Source organism: Burkholderia theae, assembly GCF_048565265.1.
GTDB classification, from domain to species: Bacteria; Pseudomonadota; Gammaproteobacteria; order Burkholderiales; family Burkholderiaceae; genus Burkholderia; species Burkholderia theae.
Genome location: NZ_CP183462.1, coordinates 2,551,307 through 2,569,517 on the forward strand (window position 1 = coordinate 2,551,307; position 18,211 = coordinate 2,569,517).

19 protein-coding genes are annotated in these 18,211 nt (G+C 64.8%); 7 read left to right on the forward strand and 12 right to left on the reverse strand.

What is annotated here, in order from left to right; genetic code table 11:
• Positions 1-7: 7 nt before the first annotated feature.
• A complete protein-coding gene (locus ACN22W_RS28995) occupies positions 8-682 on the reverse strand; it encodes a class I SAM-dependent methyltransferase (RefSeq protein ID WP_419688093.1) in 675 nt (224 codons plus the stop codon).
• A 243-nt stretch (positions 683-925) separates the two neighbouring features.
• Between ACN22W_RS28995 and ACN22W_RS29000 the strand changes: the two genes are divergently transcribed.
• Positions 926-1,846 (forward strand): hypothetical protein, encoded by a 921-nt coding sequence (locus tag ACN22W_RS29000; protein WP_419689852.1) that lies wholly within the window; start codon positions 926-928, stop codon positions 1,844-1,846.
• Between the two features lie 145 nt (positions 1,847-1,991).
• Here ACN22W_RS29000 and ACN22W_RS29005 read toward each other — a convergent pair whose 3' ends face one another.
• A complete protein-coding gene (locus ACN22W_RS29005) occupies positions 1,992-2,210 on the reverse strand; it encodes a hypothetical protein (protein ID WP_419688094.1) in 219 nt (72 codons plus the stop codon).
• A gap of 781 nt (positions 2,211-2,991) precedes the next feature.
• Between ACN22W_RS29005 and ACN22W_RS29010 the strand changes: the two genes are divergently transcribed.
• Positions 2,992-3,801, forward strand: a complete 810-nt coding sequence (locus ACN22W_RS29010) for a TlpA family protein disulfide reductase (protein WP_419688095.1) — start codon at positions 2,992-2,994, stop codon at positions 3,799-3,801.
• Between the two features lie 81 nt (positions 3,802-3,882).
• On the opposite strand, the gene ACN22W_RS29015 is transcribed toward ACN22W_RS29010, so the two are convergent.
• The 3 genes from ACN22W_RS29015 to ACN22W_RS29025 form a co-directional block, all read right to left on the reverse strand.
• Entirely contained in the window at positions 3,883-5,139 is a 1,257-nt protein-coding gene (locus tag ACN22W_RS29015) for a putative Na+/H+ antiporter (RefSeq protein ID WP_419688096.1), read from the reverse strand.
• Between the two features lie 548 nt (positions 5,140-5,687).
• Positions 5,688-6,422: an aquaporin Z gene (aqpZ, locus tag ACN22W_RS29020; RefSeq protein WP_419688097.1), complete on the reverse strand. Its 735-nt coding sequence runs from the start codon at positions 6,420-6,422 to the stop codon at positions 5,688-5,690.
• A 92-nt stretch (positions 6,423-6,514) separates the two neighbouring features.
• Entirely contained in the window at positions 6,515-6,796 is a 282-nt protein-coding gene (locus ACN22W_RS29025; protein WP_419688098.1) for a hypothetical protein, read from the reverse strand.
• Between the two features lie 92 nt (positions 6,797-6,888).
• On the opposite strand from ACN22W_RS29025, the gene gltS reads away from it, so the two are divergent.
• Positions 6,889-8,100, forward strand: coding sequence for a sodium/glutamate symporter (gltS, locus tag ACN22W_RS29030; protein ID WP_419688099.1), 1,212 nt, complete (start codon positions 6,889-6,891; stop codon positions 8,098-8,100).
• A gap of 37 nt (positions 8,101-8,137) precedes the next feature.
• Here gltS and arsN2 read toward each other — a convergent pair whose 3' ends face one another.
• The 7 genes from arsN2 to leuA all read right to left on the reverse strand — a co-directional run bounded on the left by arsN2 (position 8,138) and on the right by leuA (position 13,915).
• Complete coding sequence (arsN2, locus tag ACN22W_RS29035) at positions 8,138-8,599, reverse strand: arsenic resistance N-acetyltransferase ArsN2 (protein ID WP_419688100.1); 462 nt, start codon at positions 8,597-8,599, stop codon at positions 8,138-8,140.
• Positions 8,600-8,722: 123 nt separating this feature from the next.
• The gene (gene arsH, locus ACN22W_RS29040) at positions 8,723-9,445 is read right to left on the reverse strand and encodes an arsenical resistance protein ArsH (RefSeq protein WP_419688101.1); all 723 of its coding nucleotides are present in this window, start codon (positions 9,443-9,445) and stop codon (positions 8,723-8,725) included.
• 65 nt (positions 9,446-9,510) lie between these two features.
• Positions 9,511-10,581 (reverse strand): ACR3 family arsenite efflux transporter, encoded by a 1,071-nt coding sequence (arsB, locus tag ACN22W_RS29045; RefSeq protein ID WP_419688102.1) that lies wholly within the window; start codon positions 10,579-10,581, stop codon positions 9,511-9,513.
• A gap of 64 nt (positions 10,582-10,645) precedes the next feature.
• Positions 10,646-11,140: an arsenate reductase ArsC gene (locus ACN22W_RS29050; RefSeq protein WP_419688103.1), complete on the reverse strand. Its 495-nt coding sequence runs from the start codon at positions 11,138-11,140 to the stop codon at positions 10,646-10,648.
• 22 nt (positions 11,141-11,162) lie between these two features.
• Positions 11,163-11,498: an ArsR/SmtB family transcription factor gene (locus tag ACN22W_RS29055; RefSeq protein ID WP_193101721.1), complete on the reverse strand. Its 336-nt coding sequence runs from the start codon at positions 11,496-11,498 to the stop codon at positions 11,163-11,165.
• 167 nt (positions 11,499-11,665) lie between these two features.
• Entirely contained in the window at positions 11,666-12,070 is a 405-nt protein-coding gene (locus ACN22W_RS29060; RefSeq protein WP_419688104.1) for a peptide ABC transporter ATPase, read from the reverse strand.
• 135 nt (positions 12,071-12,205) lie between these two features.
• Positions 12,206-13,915, reverse strand: coding sequence for a 2-isopropylmalate synthase (gene leuA / locus ACN22W_RS29065; RefSeq protein ID WP_048243104.1), 1,710 nt, complete (start codon positions 13,913-13,915; stop codon positions 12,206-12,208).
• A 950-nt stretch (positions 13,916-14,865) separates the two neighbouring features.
• Here leuA and ACN22W_RS29070 point away from each other — a divergent pair.
• The 4 genes from ACN22W_RS29070 to ACN22W_RS29085 all read left to right on the forward strand — a co-directional run bounded on the left by ACN22W_RS29070 (position 14,866) and on the right by ACN22W_RS29085 (position 18,146).
• Positions 14,866-15,255: a fucose-binding lectin II gene (locus ACN22W_RS29070; RefSeq protein ID WP_419688105.1), complete on the forward strand. Its 390-nt coding sequence runs from the start codon at positions 14,866-14,868 to the stop codon at positions 15,253-15,255.
• A gap of 119 nt (positions 15,256-15,374) precedes the next feature.
• Positions 15,375-16,217, forward strand: a complete 843-nt coding sequence (locus ACN22W_RS29075; protein ID WP_419688106.1) for a fucose-binding lectin II — start codon at positions 15,375-15,377, stop codon at positions 16,215-16,217.
• A gap of 199 nt (positions 16,218-16,416) precedes the next feature.
• The gene (locus tag ACN22W_RS29080; protein WP_419688107.1) at positions 16,417-17,157 is read left to right on the forward strand and encodes a fucose-binding lectin II; all 741 of its coding nucleotides are present in this window, start codon (positions 16,417-16,419) and stop codon (positions 17,155-17,157) included.
• A gap of 149 nt (positions 17,158-17,306) precedes the next feature.
• Entirely contained in the window at positions 17,307-18,146 is an 840-nt protein-coding gene (locus ACN22W_RS29085) for an AraC family transcriptional regulator (protein WP_419688108.1), read from the forward strand.
• Positions 18,147-18,211: the final 65 nt, after the last annotated feature.

An 18,211-nucleotide genomic window follows, 5' to 3' on the forward strand; every position in this document is an offset into this window, starting at 1 on the left:
GCGCCCACTACTTCAACTGGTCCGTATCGGCATGGTCCGGCGGCGGTTCGCGCAGCGACACGATCGCGAACCCGGCCGCTTCCAGCGCTTCCATGTACGCCTGCAGCGGCAGCGACCAGCCCGCGAAGTGCATCGACAACCCGTCGCGCGTCTCCACGCCATCGAAGTGCTCGCGCCCGTAATAGCTGCCCTTCAGCACGAACGGCGCATCGGGTTGCGGCCCCGCGAAACCGCCGCGATCGCGGAATGGATGCACGACCGAAATGAACAGCAGCCCGCCCGGCTTCAGCACGCGACGTGCCTCGTTCAACGCGCGCTGCATGTCGTCGAGATCCATGAGCACGTTGTACGCCATCACGAGATCGAAGCTGGCCGCGTCGAACGGCAGCGATGCAGCGTCCGCCAGTTCGTAGCGATGCGCGGAATCCGCGTGACGCGCGGCGTCGAGCATCGCGGGCACCGCGTCGCTCGCGGTCACGTCGTAACCGAGCGCCTTCAGCTCGCGGCTCACACGGCCTTCGCCACAGCCGATCTCGAGCGCACGACCAGTGTCGCGGCCGATGTAGGCCGCGAGGCCCGCGCGGTATTTCCAGAACGCATCGTGGCCGGGCCTGCCGGCCCAGTCGATCCATTGATCGGCCACCCGCGTCCAGTGTTCGGTAATGGGTTTCGTGTCGGTCATGGGCGCTCCTGATCGGGGTTCGTCATCCGTCGCTCGGGTAGCGCATCGTAAGCCGACGCGGCGGAACGCGTGAGCGGGTTCCGTTTCCCGAAGCGACGGCATACAGTAATACGAGTTGGCACAAGCGCCGCGGCGAGTCGTCTTCGTTCGACGGCGCACGCCCGATTCCGAGGAACCGTCATGCCGCCCGTCCCCATCGTTTCGCCCGATCTGCCCCCGAGCCCCGTCGCGGCGGAAACGCGCATGGTGCATGACGTCGCGACGCTGAAGCCGTCCGACTATCGCTCGGCCGACGGCCAGTCGTGGGTCATCGCCGATATCACGCCCGCCAAGGACAGCGGCGCAGCCGTGACGGGTACGTCGTATTTCGACACCGCGAAAGGGAAGACCGTCCCGGTGCCCGATGCGCGCCGGCGGTACGCAAACCGGGGCACGTGGCAGGTCGTCGCGAGTTCGAGCTCGTCGGTGCCCGCGACGGGACACTACGACTGGCTGACGCTCGCGTGGCTGCCGATCAACCGGCGGCCGCTGCCGCAAACGCCCGAGCATCTGTATTCGCCGTTCATTCGCGGCGGCACGATCGTTTATCGATGGAATCCGGCGGCGGAAGGCGGCGAGCAGTTCGGTGCGGTCAGGATGCTTTTTCCGGAGTGGAGGCAGCAGGTGGCCGAGGCATTGCGTGCGGCGCCGGCCAGTGCGTCCCGCGCGCAGCCCCTCGATCGCGTGAGCCAGGACCGGAATCCGATGACCGCCGTGCTCGACTTCGGCGATGCGCTGCGTGACGAGCCGGTGGAGCGAATCGTCGCGCGGTTGCCGAGCCTGCTGCAGGTGAACGATCTGCATGAACTGTCGGCGATCGTGTTCCTGTGCCTGTCCGGGTCGCGCACCGAAGACCGGCCGCGCTTCGCCGAAGCGATCAACGGATCGATCGCCGCGACCGACGACGGCGCACGCCTGCTCGCCATCGCGTATGGCGCATTTGCGGCAGGAAGGTCCCGGCCTTATCCGTTCAACGATGCCGGGCAGACGGCCCGTATCAACGACGTGTTCGGTGCGTTGAAGCGACGGACATTGGCGCTCGGTGTGCCGGCTGCGGAAGGTTCGCCGTGGTACGAATTCTTCACGGCCTACCGGCTCGGCGGTGCGGCGGCCGGCAAGGGCTAGTGATCGCACGCCCATAGTCAGCGAAGCGGATGCCGATCTCCAGCGCCTGCACCGCTGCTTCTCGTCGTTCGGATTCACTGCCCATCGGGCGGCAACCGCCGCGCTCACCCACCGGCTACGACGCAGGTTGCGAGCGCAATAACCTTCATCGGGCCGCTGCACGTTCGAGCATACCCTTCAGCCACAAGCACGCGCCGCCGCCCACCGCGCTGGCGCCCGCGACATAGCCGAAATAAAGCTGATAACCGTACATGCCGGGATACGCGGTCGTCAGCCAGCCGTTCAACAGCGGCAGGAACACGTCGCGCGAATAGCCCAGCAGCGAGATGATCCCGATCGCGAGCCCCGTGATACGCGCCGGCACATCGCAGCGTTCGAGCACGCTCCAGTACAGGCCCGCGCACCGCGTAGGTCGGCAAGCCGATCACGATCACCACGCACGCGAGCAGCGCAAGCGGGTTGAACGACGGAAACACGATCAACGCAACGAATGTGAGCGCCGCGCAGAACAGCGCCGCACCGAGCACGTTCAGCGTGCCGAAGCGATCGCCGACGAAGCCGCCGCCGATCGGGTGCATCCACAGCTTCAGCGACACGGTCGCGAGCAACGCTTCGATCAACCCGCGGCCGACGCGACCGTTTCGCCGCGCGTGACGGCGTCAATCGCCGCATCCTGATTCGACATGAACTCCTCCGTGTCGTTGTTGTATCGGCGGTCGCTCATCACCAGCGTTGCCGCCGGGTTGAACGCGCAAAAAAGACGGCCGCGTTGAAGCAGCCGTAAAGGAGAGGTCTTCCGTGCAAACGGAGACGCCGTCCGGCTACCACACCGTCCGGTAGACCTATTGTTGACGAGCACTTCGCATCTGGGAATCGGACGGGTCTGAATTACGGGCGGTTGCATGCGGCTCCTGCATCGTCGCGTTGCCGACCGGTATCATGAGTGCCGAACTCGTCACGTCCGCGCTCGAACCCGGACGCGCGCAGCAGCGCCTCATCCGGCAACGCGGGTACGACGGCCTGTCCGCGTTGCGGCACATGCGCATCGAAACGCGATGATGCCGTCGCGTCGGGAACGCTTCGCGCGCCCGGGCGTCAATCATCAACGCATTCCTCATCCGATTAATGACCATGAACGCTTTCTCATGCTGAGCATCGGCCCCTTTTCCGTCAGGGTCGTAGCCGTCGCCATCGCCGCGCTGATCGCGTGGCTCGTCGCGCGCTTCGCGCAGCGCAACCGTCCCGAGGGCCAGCACCGGACCTCGGCCAGCCTGCTGCTCGACGCGCTGCTGATCGGGCTGATCGCCGCGCGCGTCGGTTATATCGCACGCTGGTGGCCCGACTACTTTGCCGCGCCGAAATCCATCGTCGCGCTCGGCGACGGCGGCTTCACGTGGTGGATCGGCCTGCCGGTCGCGCTCGCGTATATCGGCTGGCGCTCGCGCCGCCTGCCGGGGCTGGCCCGGCCCGCGCTCGCCGGCATCGCCGCCGGCATGCTGGCATGGGGCGCGGCGCAGGGCGTGCTCGCGACGTTCGACCGCGCGGCTGCGCCGTTGTCCGCGCTGCGCGTGGAAACGCTCGATGCGACGCCCGTCGCTCCGGACAGCTATGCAGGCAAGCCGGTTGTCGTGAACCTGTGGGCAACCTGGTGCCCGCCGTGCCAGCGCGAAATGCCGATCCTGGCGCAGGCGCAGCACGATTACCCGGACATCAATTTCCTGATGATCAACCAGGGCGAGGACGCGCAGACCGTGCGCGCGTTTCTCGAAAGCAAAGGACTGCGCTTCGACCACGTGCTGCTCGACCGCCCGCTCGGCGCGATGCGGACCTACGGATCGCGCGGGCTGCCGACGACGCTGTTCTTCGATGAAAAGGGCAAGCTGGTCGAGTCACACATGGGCGAGATCACCGCAGCGCGGCTCAAGGACGCGGTCAATACGCAGTTCGGCCGCTGAGGGCACCGCGTGCGACGCGCTGATCGCTCGATAGTGATCAGGTGCTCGCCTGTCGGCAGCGGCGCTGTTTGACGTTGAAACTCAAAGGAACAACAACGCCGCGCTCGCAACGAGCGTCGGTACCAGTGCCGCCGCCAGCAATCCACCCACACTCACCGATTCGTCGTGAAAGCCCTTGCGGACGATCGCGAGCCCGGCCGGGTTCGGCGCGTTGGCGATTACGGTCAACCCGCCACCCGCGACCGCCCCCGCGACGAGCATGTACTTCGCTTCGTCCGGAATGCCGGCGATCAGCGAGCCGAGATAGGTAATCGCGGCGTTGTCCATGATCGCGGTGAGACCGAGCGCGCCCGCATACAGCGCATACGCATCCATCGATTCGACGACCGGCTGCAGCCACCATTGCTGCAACCCGCCGAGCACGACCAGACCGCCGAGGAAGAACGCAACCAGCAAGCTCTCGCGCAACATCAGCGGCGACTGGTAACGCTCGTATGCATGCGTGAAGCCAAGGAAAAACAACAGCAGGCCGACGAAGATCACCGGATGATGCGCGGTCAGCACGACGCCGACCAGGAAGCCGACATGAATCAACGTGACGCCGACCGGCACACGCACGGCGTCCGGCTGCGCGGCCGGCGCGGGCGCGACGGCCAGTTCGCCGCGCATCAGCGCGGTCAGCACGGTCGCGTTGATCAGCACCGCGACGAGCGCCTTCCAGCCGAACTGCGCGGCCATGAACGCGCTGTCCCAGCCCCACGCGGACGCGACCATCAGCACCGGCGGCGCCGCGTACGCGGTGAGCGTGCCGCCCACCGACACGTTGACGAACAGCACGCCGAGCGCGAGGTACTTCCAATGCTCCTTGATCGGCGCGCCGAACAGCCGGTCGCGCAGAATCAGCGCGGCGAGCGTCATCGCGGCCGGCTCGGTGATGAACGAGCCGAGCAGCGGGATCAGCGCGAGCGACAGCCACACGACGGCCACCTCGGTGTTGACCGGCAGTACGCGCGCGATGCGCAGCAGGATGCCCGTGACCGCGTCGAGAATCGGCTTGCTCGCGGCGATCACCATGATCGTGAACACGAACATCGGTTCGGTGAACACGCGCGATTCGGCGTAGTCGAGCGCGACCTTCGGGCCCGCGAGCGCCGTCATCGCGACGAGCAGCACGAGCGCCCAGAAGCCGAACACGACCTCGACCTCGCCGAGAAAGTGGAACAGACCCGCGTGGCGCGGATGACGATGCGCGAGCACTTCGAAGCGCTTCGCGAGGAAGGTGTGCAGCAGCGCGAGACCGAAGATGATCGCGCCGGCGAGTTCGACGGTGTGGGGCATGTCGGTATCCAGTGCAGTGGCGATCCGGCACGCGATGGCTCGCGGCTGGCGCCGGGTGGAACACGATGGGCTGCGCAACGACGGTCTCGGCAACGAAACCGCATTGTCGCGAACCCGAATGGCAGGCGGGTGAAAGACGGGCCGCCCGTTCTGATCAGGTGACCGAAGGGTATCGCGATCGCCGGGGCGCGCCCAATCGGACCGGTCTTATAAACGAGGTAGACGGATCCGATTGTGCAGCCCGGTGGATCGCTCGCGCTGCGTCACGCGCGCGATCATCCTAATGAAAATATCGAGACAAGCCAAGCGCGCGGGCATGCGACTTCGTGGCGCACCCCCATGAGCTGCGCCGCGCAGCGACGCATCAACGAGCGCCGGCCATCAATGCTGGAGGCTTGCGAACACCCATAATCAGACTGGTCCGATTGGTCGTCGGGGCACCCGCCGATACGCTGTCGTCAGTTGCCCGAATCGCAGTATCTGCTGATCACGCTGACGCTGATCGCGCGGCGTCGAACGGCTCGGCGCCGACGCCGCTTCGTCCCGCGCTAGTCTTGCGCGTGAGCCGGCGTCAGCCGATCGGCCGAATCGCGCCCGGCCACCAGCGGATAGATGACCCCGGCAATCGCCGCGCCGATGATCGGCGCGACCCAGAACAGCCACAGCTGGCCGATCGCCTCGCCGCCAACGAACAGCGCGGGGCCGGTCGAGCGCGCCGGGTTCACCGACGTGTTGGTGACCGGAATCGAGATCAGGTGAATCAGCGTCAGGCACAGGCCGATCGCGATCGGTGCGAAGCCGGCCGGCGCGCGCTTGTCGGTCGCACCGAGGATCACGAACAGGAAGAAGGCCGTCATCACGACTTCGCAGATGAACGCAGAGCCGAGCGCGTAGTGGCCGGGCGAACGTTCGCCGAAGCCATTCGTCGCGAAGCCGTTCGCGACGACGTCGAAGCCGGGTTTGCCGACTGCGATCAGGTACAGCACGCCCGCGCCGATCACGCCGCCGATCACCTGCGCGACGATGTACGGGCCGAGATCGCGCGCCGGGAAGCGGCCGGCAACCGTCAGGCCGACGCTCACCGCCGGGTTCAGGTGGCAGCCCGAAATATGCCCGATCGCGAACGCCATCGTCAGCACGGTCAGGCCGAAAGCGAGCGCGACACCGACAAAGCCGATGCCGAGGCCCGGAAAGGCCGCGGCCAGCACGGCGCTGCCGCACCCGCCGAGCACCAGCCAGAACGTGCCGAACATTTCCGCTGCCAGTCGATGAGATAGATTCATTGCGTGGACTCCTGATCGAATGAGAAGAAGACGCAGACACGGCCGCCGGAATCGGGCCTTTACCCATATTAGGCGGGATTATTGAAAGCGAACTATTTTTTTGAGATCGGATCAGGAATGTCGGCGCAGCCGGCTCGATCAGGAATTTCATCGATGAATTCATCCCGCATTCGAGGAAATTCAGGCCGAAAGCCCGATGAAATCCAGCATGTTTTGCAAGCGTCTATTCCGGCGTTGCGACGCAACATGCGTGCGAGGCAAGCGGCTTTTGTGCCGCCCTGAAAGCTGCCGCGACGCAGCACATACGCATCCGGATCCACAGTCACCCGCCGTGATCCGAAGCGGAAACAATCGCACCGGTTGCCCGCCTTCATTTGAATTCGTTTTCCAAAACAACTTCAATGCGCTATTCCCGTCCGCATGCGTTCGAGGATAATGCGTTCACACCAGCGAAAGGATCTGCTCCATGCAAATCGACACCTTCGGCACACTCGTCGCGGCATCGCTCGTTCTGCTGCTCGGTCAGCTCCTGGTTTCCCGCATCGGCGTGCTGCGCGCGTACACGATTCCCGAGCCTGTCGCGGGCGGCCTCGTCGTCGCGCTGGCGCTCACCGCGCTGCGCGGTTTCGCGGGCACCGAGATCCGCTTCGACACGTCGATGCAGGCGCCGCTGATGCTCGCGTTCTTCGCATCGATCGGCCTGAACGCGAAGCTGTCGAGCCTGAAGGCCGGCGGCCCGATGCTCGTGCGGTTCCTGCTCGTCGTGCTCGGCCTGCTGATCCTGCAGGATGCGATCGGCATCGGTCTCGCGAAAGCGATCGGCCTCGATCCGCTGCTCGGCCTGCTGGCCGGGTCGATCACGCTGTCGGGCGGGCACGGTACGGGCGCGGCATGGAGCAAGGTGTTCGCGGAGCGTCACGGGCTCGAATCGGCGACCGAAGCCGCGATCGCGTGCGCAACCTTCGGGCTGGTGCTCGGCGGGCTGCTCGGCGGCCCGATCGCGCGCTTCCTGACCCGCAACATCAAGACACCCGGCCTCGCCGAACCGCACGCGCCGCAGGGCATCGCCGGCGACACGAACGGCTTCGAGCATCCAAAGGAACAGCAACCGCTGACGCCGGCCTCGTTCATCAACACGCTCGCGCTGTTCGCGATCGCGCTGTCGGGCGGCACGGCGATCGAATCGCTGATCCGCGGCACCGCGTTCGAGCTGCCGACCTTCGTGTGCGTGCTGTTCGTCGGCGTGGTGGTCAGCAACGGGCTGTCGCTGTTCGGCTGGCGACCGTCCGAGCATGCGGTATCGCTGCTCGGCAACGTGAGCCTGTCGCTGTTTCTCGCGATGGCGCTGATGACGCTGCGCCTGTGGGATCTCGCATCGCTCGCGCTGCCGATCCTCGTGCTGCTCGTCGCGCAGACGGCGCTGATGGTCGGCTACGCGGTGTTCGTCACGTACCGGCTGATGGGCCGCGACTACGATGCGGCCGTGCTCGCCGCCGGCCATTGCGGCTTCGGGCTCGGCGCGACGCCGACCGCGATCGCGAACATGCAGGCCGTCACCGCGCGCTTCGGCCCGTCTCACATGGCGTTCCTGATCGTGCCGATGGTCAGCGCGTTCTTCATCGACATCGCGAACGCGCTCGTGATCAAGCTGTTTCTGGCGCTGCCGATCTACGGGTGACACGATTCGGGCAGCCCCCCGGCGGTCGCGGCAGTCATCACGACGCGACGCCGGCCCGGCCCGATCGACCGTCGATTCGAAGAAGCATGACGGTTGCGGATGCCGGACAGACACCCGCGAACTGACCGGACGACAGTAGTGGTCCGGGCACGTCACTGAGCGCAATGCGCACGAAACCCTGCCGAAAAAAATAAGTCTCCGCCGTGGTCGTGCGCAACACGACTGCCTCAACCGCGTGACTACGACACGCTTCCAGCAGCCGCGAAACGATCGCATTTCCCAAGCCGGCTCCGCGAACTTGTACGGCCACCGCGATCGAACGGATCAACGCGAAGCTGCCGTGATATTCGATGCCACCGCATGCAACGACGCCTCCGGTATCGGCAGCCACAATGAAATTCGACAAATGATCCGCCACGCCGGCGACGGGCAAGTCGGAAGCGCGAAGCAGCGCTTCTATCGAGATCAGATCCGATACTGCGGCAGCGCGTAGTTGCATGGCGTCGATCCTCGAAAGTAGAGACCGGGCAAACCGTAACGACTCAACCGCGTAGGGTCGCAATCGAAGCGCAAGTGGCCGGCGATTCACCACCGACCACCAAGACCACCGCGCGGTAGCGCATCAGATGCTGCGCTGATTCACCCGCTTCGACAGCTCCTCCGCACTTTCTTTCCGCTCGCTATACCGGTCGACCAGATAAGGCCCGACGTCCCGCGTCAGCAACGTGAACTTGACCAGTTCTTCCAGCACATCGACCACGCGATCGAAATAAGCCGACGGCTTCATCCGCCCTGCTTCATCGAATTCCGCAAACGCCTTCGCCACCGACGACTGGTTCGGGATGGTCAGCATGCGCATCCAGCGTCCGAGCACGCGCATCTGGTTCACCGCATTGAACGATTGCGAGCCGCCGCTGACCTGCATGACGGCAAGCGTCTTGCCCTGCGTCGGCCGAACGGCGCCCATCGACAGCGGAATCCAGTCGATCTGCGCTTTCATGATCCCGGTCATCGCGCCATGCCGTTCCGGCGAGCACCACACCATGCCTTCCGACCACGTCACCAGATCGCGCAACTCGACGACCTTCGGATGACTCTCGGGTGCATCGTCAGGCAGCGGCAGGCCGCTCGGATTGAACACACGCACGTCGGCGCCCATCGCCGTGAGCAGGCGCGCGGCCTCCTCGACCAGCAGCCGGCTGAACGAACGCTCACGCAGCGAGCCGTACAGCAGCAGAAGCCGGGGCGGATGCATCGACGGCGACGCCGGCCGCAACTGGCCCGCATCCGGCACGCGGAAAGAATCGATGTCGAGTTGCGGCAGGTTGTCCAGACGGTCAGACATGCGTGCCCTCCGCGTGATCGCGGTGAATCGTGACGTCGTTCATGCAGATGGATTCCTCTGTTTGCTCAAGCGCGTTCGTACCAGCCCTTCGACCGGTTCACGATGCGCACCACCAGCAGCATGACCGGCACTTCGATCAACACGCCCACGACGGTAGCCAGCGCCGCGCCCGAATGAAAACCGAACAGGCTGATTGCAGCCGCAACGGCCAGCTCGAAGAAGTTGGACGCACCGATCAGCGCCGACGGGCACGCGATGTTGTGCTTCTCGCCCACGGCGCGATTGAGCCAGTACGCGAGCGCCGAGTTGAAGAACACCTGGATCAGGATCGGCACCGCGAGCAGCGCGATCACCAGCGGCTGCTTCAGGATCGCTTCGCCCTGGAACGCGAACAGCAGCACGAGCGTGGCCAGCAATGCCGCGATCGACCACGGGCCGATCTTCGCCATCGCGGCATCGAACGCCGCCTGCCCGTTCACGAGCAATCGCTTGCGCCAGAGCTGCGCGAGGATCACCGGGATGACGATATAGAGCACCACCGACGTGAGCAGCGTCGCCCACGGCACGGAAATCGCGGACATCCCCAGCAGCAGGCCGACCAGCGGCGCGAACGCAATCACCATGATGCTGTCGTTCAGCGCGACCTGCGACAGCGTGAACAGCGGATCGCCGCCCGTCAGCCGGCTCCATACGAACACCATCGCCGTGCACGGCGCGGCGGCCAACAGGATCAGGCCGGCGATGTAGCTGTCGAGTTGTTCCGCCGGCAGCATCGATGCGAACAGATGACGGATGAACAGCCAGCCGAGGAACGCCATCGAGAACGGCTTGACGAGCCAGTTCACGACGAGCGTGACGCCAATGCCTTTCACGTGCTGACGCACTTCGTGCAGCGCGCCGAAGTCGACCTTGACGAGCATCGGGATGATCATCACCCAGATGAGAAGGCCGACCGGCAGATTCACCTGCGCGTATTCCACCCGGCCGATCTGCTGGAACAGGCCGGGCAGCATCTGACCGAGCGCGATGCCGGCAACGATGCACAGCGCGACCCAGACCGTCAGATAGCGTTCGAAGAAGTTGATGGACGGCCTGGCAACAGCCTTGCGAGGCGGGATGACGTTGGACGTGTTCATGGGACGGGGCCGGTCTTGCAGACGCAGGCGGCACCCTGACTCGGGCTCGCCGCCGTGCGAACGCTCAGTTTCGTGAAATGTCGGTCAAGGCCGTCTGGAGTTCGGCGTTGCTCATCCGGTCGAGCGGCAGCGCGAGCAACTGCAGCATCCGATAGCCGATGGCCTCGCGCGTGAGTTCGAACGCGACGCGCTTGCCGTCGTCGCCGCCCAACGCATTCGACGGATCGGCGTAGCCCCAATGCACTTTGACGGGGCTGCCGGGCCAGTACGGACACGTCTCGGCGGCCGCGCTGTCGCACACGGTGATGACGACGCGCATTTCGGGCGCACCGTCGCCGACGAACGCGTCCCAGCTCTTGCTGCGGTATCCGTCGACGTCGACACCGGCGCCCGTCAGCGCTTCCAGCGCAAACGGATTCAACCGGCCGCTCGGCGCACTGCCGGCGCTGTATGCGCGCACGTCCTTACCGAGCTTCGCGGCCCAATGATTGAGCATGCCTTCGGCCAGCACGCTGCGCGCGGAATTGTGGGTGCAGAGGATCAGGACGTTCGTGGTCATGGGCGAGTGACGCGAATGCGCTTCAGGATTGACATGTACCGGACGGCGAACACGCGGCTGCCGGCGAACAAGGATTACCGCCGCAGCAGTTCTCCGTGAGATAGGCCAGCAGCCCGTTCATCGTCGCGAAGTTCGCGCAATAGATGACGAAGCGGCCTTCCTGCCGGCTCGTGACGAGCTGTGCATGGGCCAGTTCCTTCAGATGAAAGGACAGCGATGAAGGGGGCACATCGAGCAGCGTGGCGATCTGCCCGGCCGGCAGACCCTGCGGCCCCGCCTGCACCAGCGCGCGGAAGACCGCGAGCCGGGATTCGTGCGCGAGGGCCGCAAGCGCGGCGATGGTTTCGTTCGTTTCCATATTTCGATAATAGTCGAAATATGGAAGACTGGAAAGCCGGTGTGGTGGAGGAAGCGGCCGGGCGAAGCGGCGAGGCAGCCGGATGGCATCCCGTCGACGGCCGCATCACGTTCACCTGCCCGCTTCCCGATGCACGACCGGCTGTCGGCGTCGGTCCGGCGCGCGGCTCACGGACGCGAGAACACCATCACGCGCCCATCGACACGCTGGAGCTTGAGCCAGCCCATGTCGGCCGTGAAGCGCAGTTGCTGCAGCGTGAAGTCGAATGGCGCATGCTCGGCGGCGCTCACGACCGCGTTGGCGATCCAGCGGATCAGCGCCTTCCCTTCCTCAGTCGTCACGCTGCCGTTTTGAACGCCGTAGAAGTAGCGATTTCCGGCGTTGACCTCGTTCTGCAACTGCATCCAGTGCCCCGGCAAACCCGGCAGGGTCCTGAACAGGTCGGCGACCCGTTGCGTCGTGAGACCGCGCGCCCACAGCGCGCCGTTCGCCGCCGGCCGCGCCAGGTTGTGGCGGTCCGCCGCCTGGGCCTGCCCCTTGACATCTCCCCTCAGGGAATCCTCTTTCGACATGCCGCACTCCTCGTGGTGATGGGCGCCGGAGAACGCCTCGCGCGCGCCGCTTGCACGATACGCTCGTTACGGTAAGACATCGCCTGTCAGGTTTGTCAGGCCCGCGTCGCGCCGGCGCGACCACCACCACGTCGCTTACGCGACGGCCTTCACCGCCGGCTGCGCGGCAAAAAACGTCGCCTGCGCCGCTTCGTCCGCGCGCACATACGCGCGGTTGATGCCGCTGATCACCGCGCGGATCGACGCGGTCGTCAGGTTCGCGTCGATGCCCACGCCGAACGCGCTGCCGCGCACGCCCGAACCGGCCAGTTCCGCGATCGCGATTGCCTTCGCATCGGCGCCCTGCGACAACGCGCGTTCCTCGTAGTGCTGGATCCGCAGCGGCGTGCGCAGCGCATGCATCAGCGCATCGAGCGGGCCGTTGCCTTCGCCGCGCAGCACACGGCGCTCGCCGTGCACGTCGGCGGTCAGCACGATCGTCTCGCGGCCGTCGCGTTCCGACAGCTCATGGCCGACATAGTGCAGCGGCGCGTCGCCCTCGACGTATTCCTGCTGGAACAGCGACCAGATCTGCGCGCTCGTCACCTCGTGCCCGCTGTCGTCGGTCAGGCGCTGCACGGCCGCGCTGAAGTCGACCTGCAGGCGACGCGGCAGCGCGACGCCATAACCCTGTTCGAGCAGGTACGCGATGCCGCCCTTGCCCGACTGGCTGTTCACGCGAATGATCGAATCGTACGTGCGGCCGAGATCGCTCGGATCGATCGGCAGGTACGGCATTTCCCACACGGCGTCGGGTTTCTGTACCGCGAAGCCCTTCTTGATCGCGTCCTGGTGCGAGCCGGAGAACGCGGTGAACACGAGGTCGCCGACATACGGATGACGCGGATGGATCGGCAACTGCGTGCACTCCTCGGACGTGCGCGCGACCTCGTTGATCTGCGAGAAATCGAGGCCCGGATCGACGCCCTGCGTGTACAGGTTCAGCGCAAGCGTCACGAGATCGACGTTGCCGGTACGCTCGCCGTTGCCGAACAGGCAGCCCTCGATGCGGTCGGCGCCGGCCATCACCGCCAGCTCGGCCGCCGCAACCGCGGTGCCGCGGTCGTTGTGCGGATGCACGGACAGGATCAACGCATCGCGGCGAGCGAGGTTGCGGTGCATCCATTCGATCTGGTCCGCGTAGAAGTTCGGCGTGCCGACTTCGACGGTGGCCGGCAAGTTCACGATCGCCTTGCGCTCGGGCGTCGGCTGCCAGACGTCGAAGACGGCATCGCAGACTTCCTTCGCGAAATCGAGCTCGGTGGCCGTGAAGGTTTCGGGGCTGTATTGCAGCGTGAACTGCGTATCGGTCGCGGCATCGGCGCAGCGCTTGATCGTGCGCGCGGCGTTCACCGCGAGCTGCTTCACGCCGTCGCGGTCGAGCCCGAACACGATCTTGCGGAATTCCGGTGCGGTCGCGTTGTACAGGTGCACGATCGCGCGCTTCGCGCCGCGCAGCGATTCGAAGGTGCGCTCGATCAGGTCGTCGCGCGCCTGCGTCAGCACCTCGATCGTCACGTCGTCGGGAATGTGGCCGCCTTCGATCAGTTCGCGCACGAAGTTGAAGTCCGTTTCGGACGCCGACGGGAATGCCACCTCGATCTCCTTGAAACCGATCGCGACCAGCGTCTTGAACATCCGCATCTTGCGCGTCGCGTCCATTGGCTCGAACAGCGCCTGGTTGCCGTCGCGCAGGTCGGTGCTCATCCAGATCGGCGCGTGCGTGATGGTGCGCGACGGCCATGTGCGGTTCGGCAGGTTGACGGGCGTAAACGGTCGGTACTTCGTCGCGGGGTTCTTCAGCATCATGATGTTCGGTCCTCGGTCGGTTTGTCGGGAAACCGCGGCGCGGCGGCCATCGGCCATGGAGGCCGGCTGCGCGCGCAGCGTTGAAACGGCAAAAAGCGGCACAACGGCAAAGCGGTACGGCGAACGACAGCCTTGACGGTTGAGCGACCGGGACGGAGCGGAGCGATGCGGAAAAAAGACGAACTCAGGCGCCGGTCGACAACCGGGGCCAGGTCGGTGATACGGGGGAAATCTGGCGCTTCAGGAAAGAAGCAGATGGAAAGCGCGCAGCCGCAGACCCAGCCCGGAGAAACGGGCTAGTAGTCGTAGCGAGAAGAGGGGCTGGGCGGCTTGCATGGGCGGAATCAAATCACAGGGTGGCCGGGGCTGTCAACGGGTTGCTCGTCGGACGGGGGCCCATCGCACGGCGGTGGTGCCTGCAGAATCAGTCCCGTCCGATAGGCGACGGCCTTTCGCGTCGATATGCTTCACGGGTGCGGCGCCGGTGAAGTCCTATTCATGTTCGGAGTGAGTCGGTCAACAATCTTTGCCGGTCGCCGCACGCCCTCCCTTTGCGATCGGTCTTCGGCGTGGGCGTTCGGTGATGGCCGGTGGGCGCGGCCATGACAGAGATGCTGATGTTGAAACAACACGCTGCCATATGCGAACAGCGAGCGCTCGCCCCGAAGCCCGATTGCCTCTGCCTCTCCCGATCCCTCTGCGCAACCACGCATCGTTCATCAAATCGATACATGAATCGATATAGTTTCGTAAATATATCGAAATACTCACCATTAATCACATTTCATTAAATCGATTCATGTCGATTTTCGATTTACTGAACAATAACCATTCTCAATAGAATATTTTTTTATTTATTTTTCGACATGCTTGTCGAACCGCGTTTCAAACAAAAATCGTTTGCGCAACGCGGCGAGACGCCCTACCACTGTTCTTCAGGAGGAAGCATGGCTGATTCTCAAACGTCATCCAATCGCGCCGGTGAATTCTCGATTCCGCCGAATACCGACTTCCGCGCGATTTTCTTCGCGAATGCCGCCGAACAACAGCACATCAAGCTGTTCATCGGCGACAGCAAGGAACCCGCCGCGTATTACAAGCTAACGACGCGCGACGGCACCCGCGAAGCCACGCTGAATTCCGGCAACGGCAAGATCCGTTTCGAAGTCACGGTGAACGGCAAGACGTCGGCCACCGACGCGCGCCTCGCGCCGATCAACGGCAAGAAGTCGGACGGCTCGCCGTACACGGTCAATTTCGGGATCGTCGTGTCGGAAGACGGTCACGACAGCGACTACAACGACGGCATCGTCGTGCTTCAGTGGCCGATCGGCTAAGTCACCGCGTCATCGATTGACTGACGACCGCCGGGCCGCGCGTGCAACGCAACCCGGCGGTTCCGCATCACATCGCGAAGCATCCCAATCGAAACCCGTTTCGCCTTCAGGAGACCACGATGCCCATCCTTTCGGCTTCGATCACCAGTGCGCCCGTCCTCACGTCCGAGACTTACGTCGACATCCCGGGCCTGTATCTCGACCTCGCGAAAGAGAACATTCGCGACGGCAAGCTGCTCGTCACGCTCAACGTGCCGACGCCGTACGCCACCGGCAACAATTTCCCCGGCATCTACTTCGTCATTACGACCAACAAGGGGATCGTCGCGGACGGCGCGTTCTCCTACTTCTCCAAGGTGCCGGAGAATCCCAGCCGCATCCCGTTCACGCTCGTCGTCGCGATCGACGTCGCCGACGGCCACACGTTCGTGAAAGGCCAGTGGAAAAGCGTGCGCGGCAGCACGATGCACATCGATTCGTTCGCGAGCCTTTCCGCGATCGGTGACACGGCCGCGCAATCGTCGTCGCAGGGCGGCGGTAATCAGGGCGCCGAAACCGGCAGCGGCGGCAGCACCGGAACCGGCGGCGCCGGCAACATCGGCGGTGGCGGCGGCGAACGCGACGGCACGTTCAACCTCCCGGCCAACATCAAGTTCGGCGTCACCGCGCTCGCGAACGCGGCGAACGAGCAGACGATCGACATCTACATCGACGACAACCCGAAACCGGCCGCCACGTTCAAGGGTGCCGGCTCGCACGACGAGAACCTCGGCACGAAGGTGCTCGACTCCGGCAAGGGACGCGTACGCGTGATCGTGACGGTGAACGGCAAGCCGTCGCGGCTCGGCTCGCGTCAGGTCGACATCTTCAAGAAGTCGTACTTCGGGATCGTCGGATCGGAAGACGGCACGGACGACGACTACAACGACGGCATCGTGTTCCTGAACTGGCCGCTGGGCTGAGCCACGGCAGACGCCAGCACAGCGTCACGGCGCGGCATGCATCGCGCGCCGTTATCGATACCGCAATGGCGACGCGGTCGACCACCCATTGCGATTCGTTCGGGCAGTCACGACTGCCCACGTTTTGCTCCGCGCGTAGCACGGCGAAACCGATTCGCCGGCCGCGTCACGCGAGACATTCCATTACGACGAGGACGACATGACACAACCCTTTACCCATGACGATCTGTACGCGCTTCTGCAACTCGCCGGCAACGACGCGCTCGTCGTGCAGGCCGGCGGCGACCAGGCCGTGCTCGACCGGATGCGCCAGTTCATGACCGCGCAACTCGTGGAAAAACTGCCGCAATACGACGTGTTCGTGCATCTCTCGACGGTGCCGTACAGCTTCGACATCAGCAGCTGGATGAACAAGGTCAAGACCGACTCGACGGGGAAGGTCGACGCCTGCACGGTGACCTGGGCCGGCGCGCCCGGCGTGCTGCCCGGCGCCGCCGCGAAGTTCGGCATCGGCGCGGTGGTCACGTACTTCGCCAAGGCGACGGCGCAGCCGCAACCCGCGCAGCCCGACCCCGCGACGAGCGGCGGCGGCGAACGCGACGGCCTCTTCAACCTGCCGCCGAACATCGCATTCGGCGTGACGGCGCTGGTCAACTCCGCCGCGCAGCAAACGATCGAGGTCTTCGTCGACGACAACCCGAAGCCGGCCGCGACCTTCCACGGTGCCGGTACGCAGGACGCGAACCTGAACACGCAGATCGTGAACTCCGGCAAGGGGAAGGTACGCGTGGTCGTGACGGCGAACGGCAAGCCGTCGAAGATCGGCTCGCGTCAGGTCGACATCTTCAAGAAGACCTACTTCGGGCTGGTCGGTTCTGAAGATGGCGCGGACGGCGACTACAACGACGGCATCGCGATCCTGAACTGGCCGCTGGGCTAAGCAGCGCAATCCCGCCGACCCTCGCCACGCCGCCCGGCGTGGCGATTTGCTTCAGCGCCCCCGTTGCGCCACGTCACGCACCGCAAGAACGATCAAATGCGCCGCCCGCCGATATCCTATAGTCCGCCCGACACTCTCATTGGGACGCTATGGATCCGGTTGGAAAAGCACTCTGGTTCATCGAAACCGAACTGGACAGGGAACTGACACTCGACAGGATTTCCGCCGATTGCGACATGACGCGCTTCGGCTTTTCACGCCTGTTCTCGATGAATACCGGCTGGCCGGTGATGCGCTATGTCCGGTCGAGACGGCTGACGCGTGCGGCGCGAACCTTGGCGCAAGATGCGCCGGACATCCTTCCCGTGGCACTCGATGCCGGATATGGCTCCCATGAGGCGTTTACGCGCGCCTTCCGCGATCTCTTCGGCATCACGCCGGAAGCGGTGCGGGCACGGCGCACTCTCGACGGGTTGTCTCTTGTGGAGCCGTTTCGCATGAAAGCGCTGAAAATCATCGCCGTGACACCATCACGCTTCGAAGTCACCGAAAAGCAGCTGATCGCGGGCATGAGCAGCCGCTATACCTTCGAAACCAACGAAGGGATTCCGGCGCTCTGGCAAGCCTTTATCCCGTACATCGGCCACATCCCCGGGCAGGTAGGCGGCGAAACTTATGGCGTGTGCTGCAACCCGGATGCGGATGGCAGCTTCGAATACATCGCCGGCGTGGAGGTCAAGCATCGCGACCGGTTGCCCGCGCCATTTCGCTGCGTCGAGCTCGAACCGCAACGTTATGCGGTCTTCGAACACAGCGGGCACATCTCGACGCTTCACCAGACCTTCTACAGCATCTGGAACGGCTGGCTGCCGACGTCGGGATTCAAGGCGGTGGACGCGCCCGAGTTCGAACGCTACAGCGAGGACTACGATCCGGTGACGGGTACCGGCGTGCTTGAAATCTGGTTGCCTGTCGAACAATCCGTGTGAGCAAGTGAGCGCATGACCTGCGCCGATCGGCCGCGACGTCGCTCGCCACGGCCGATCGATCAATG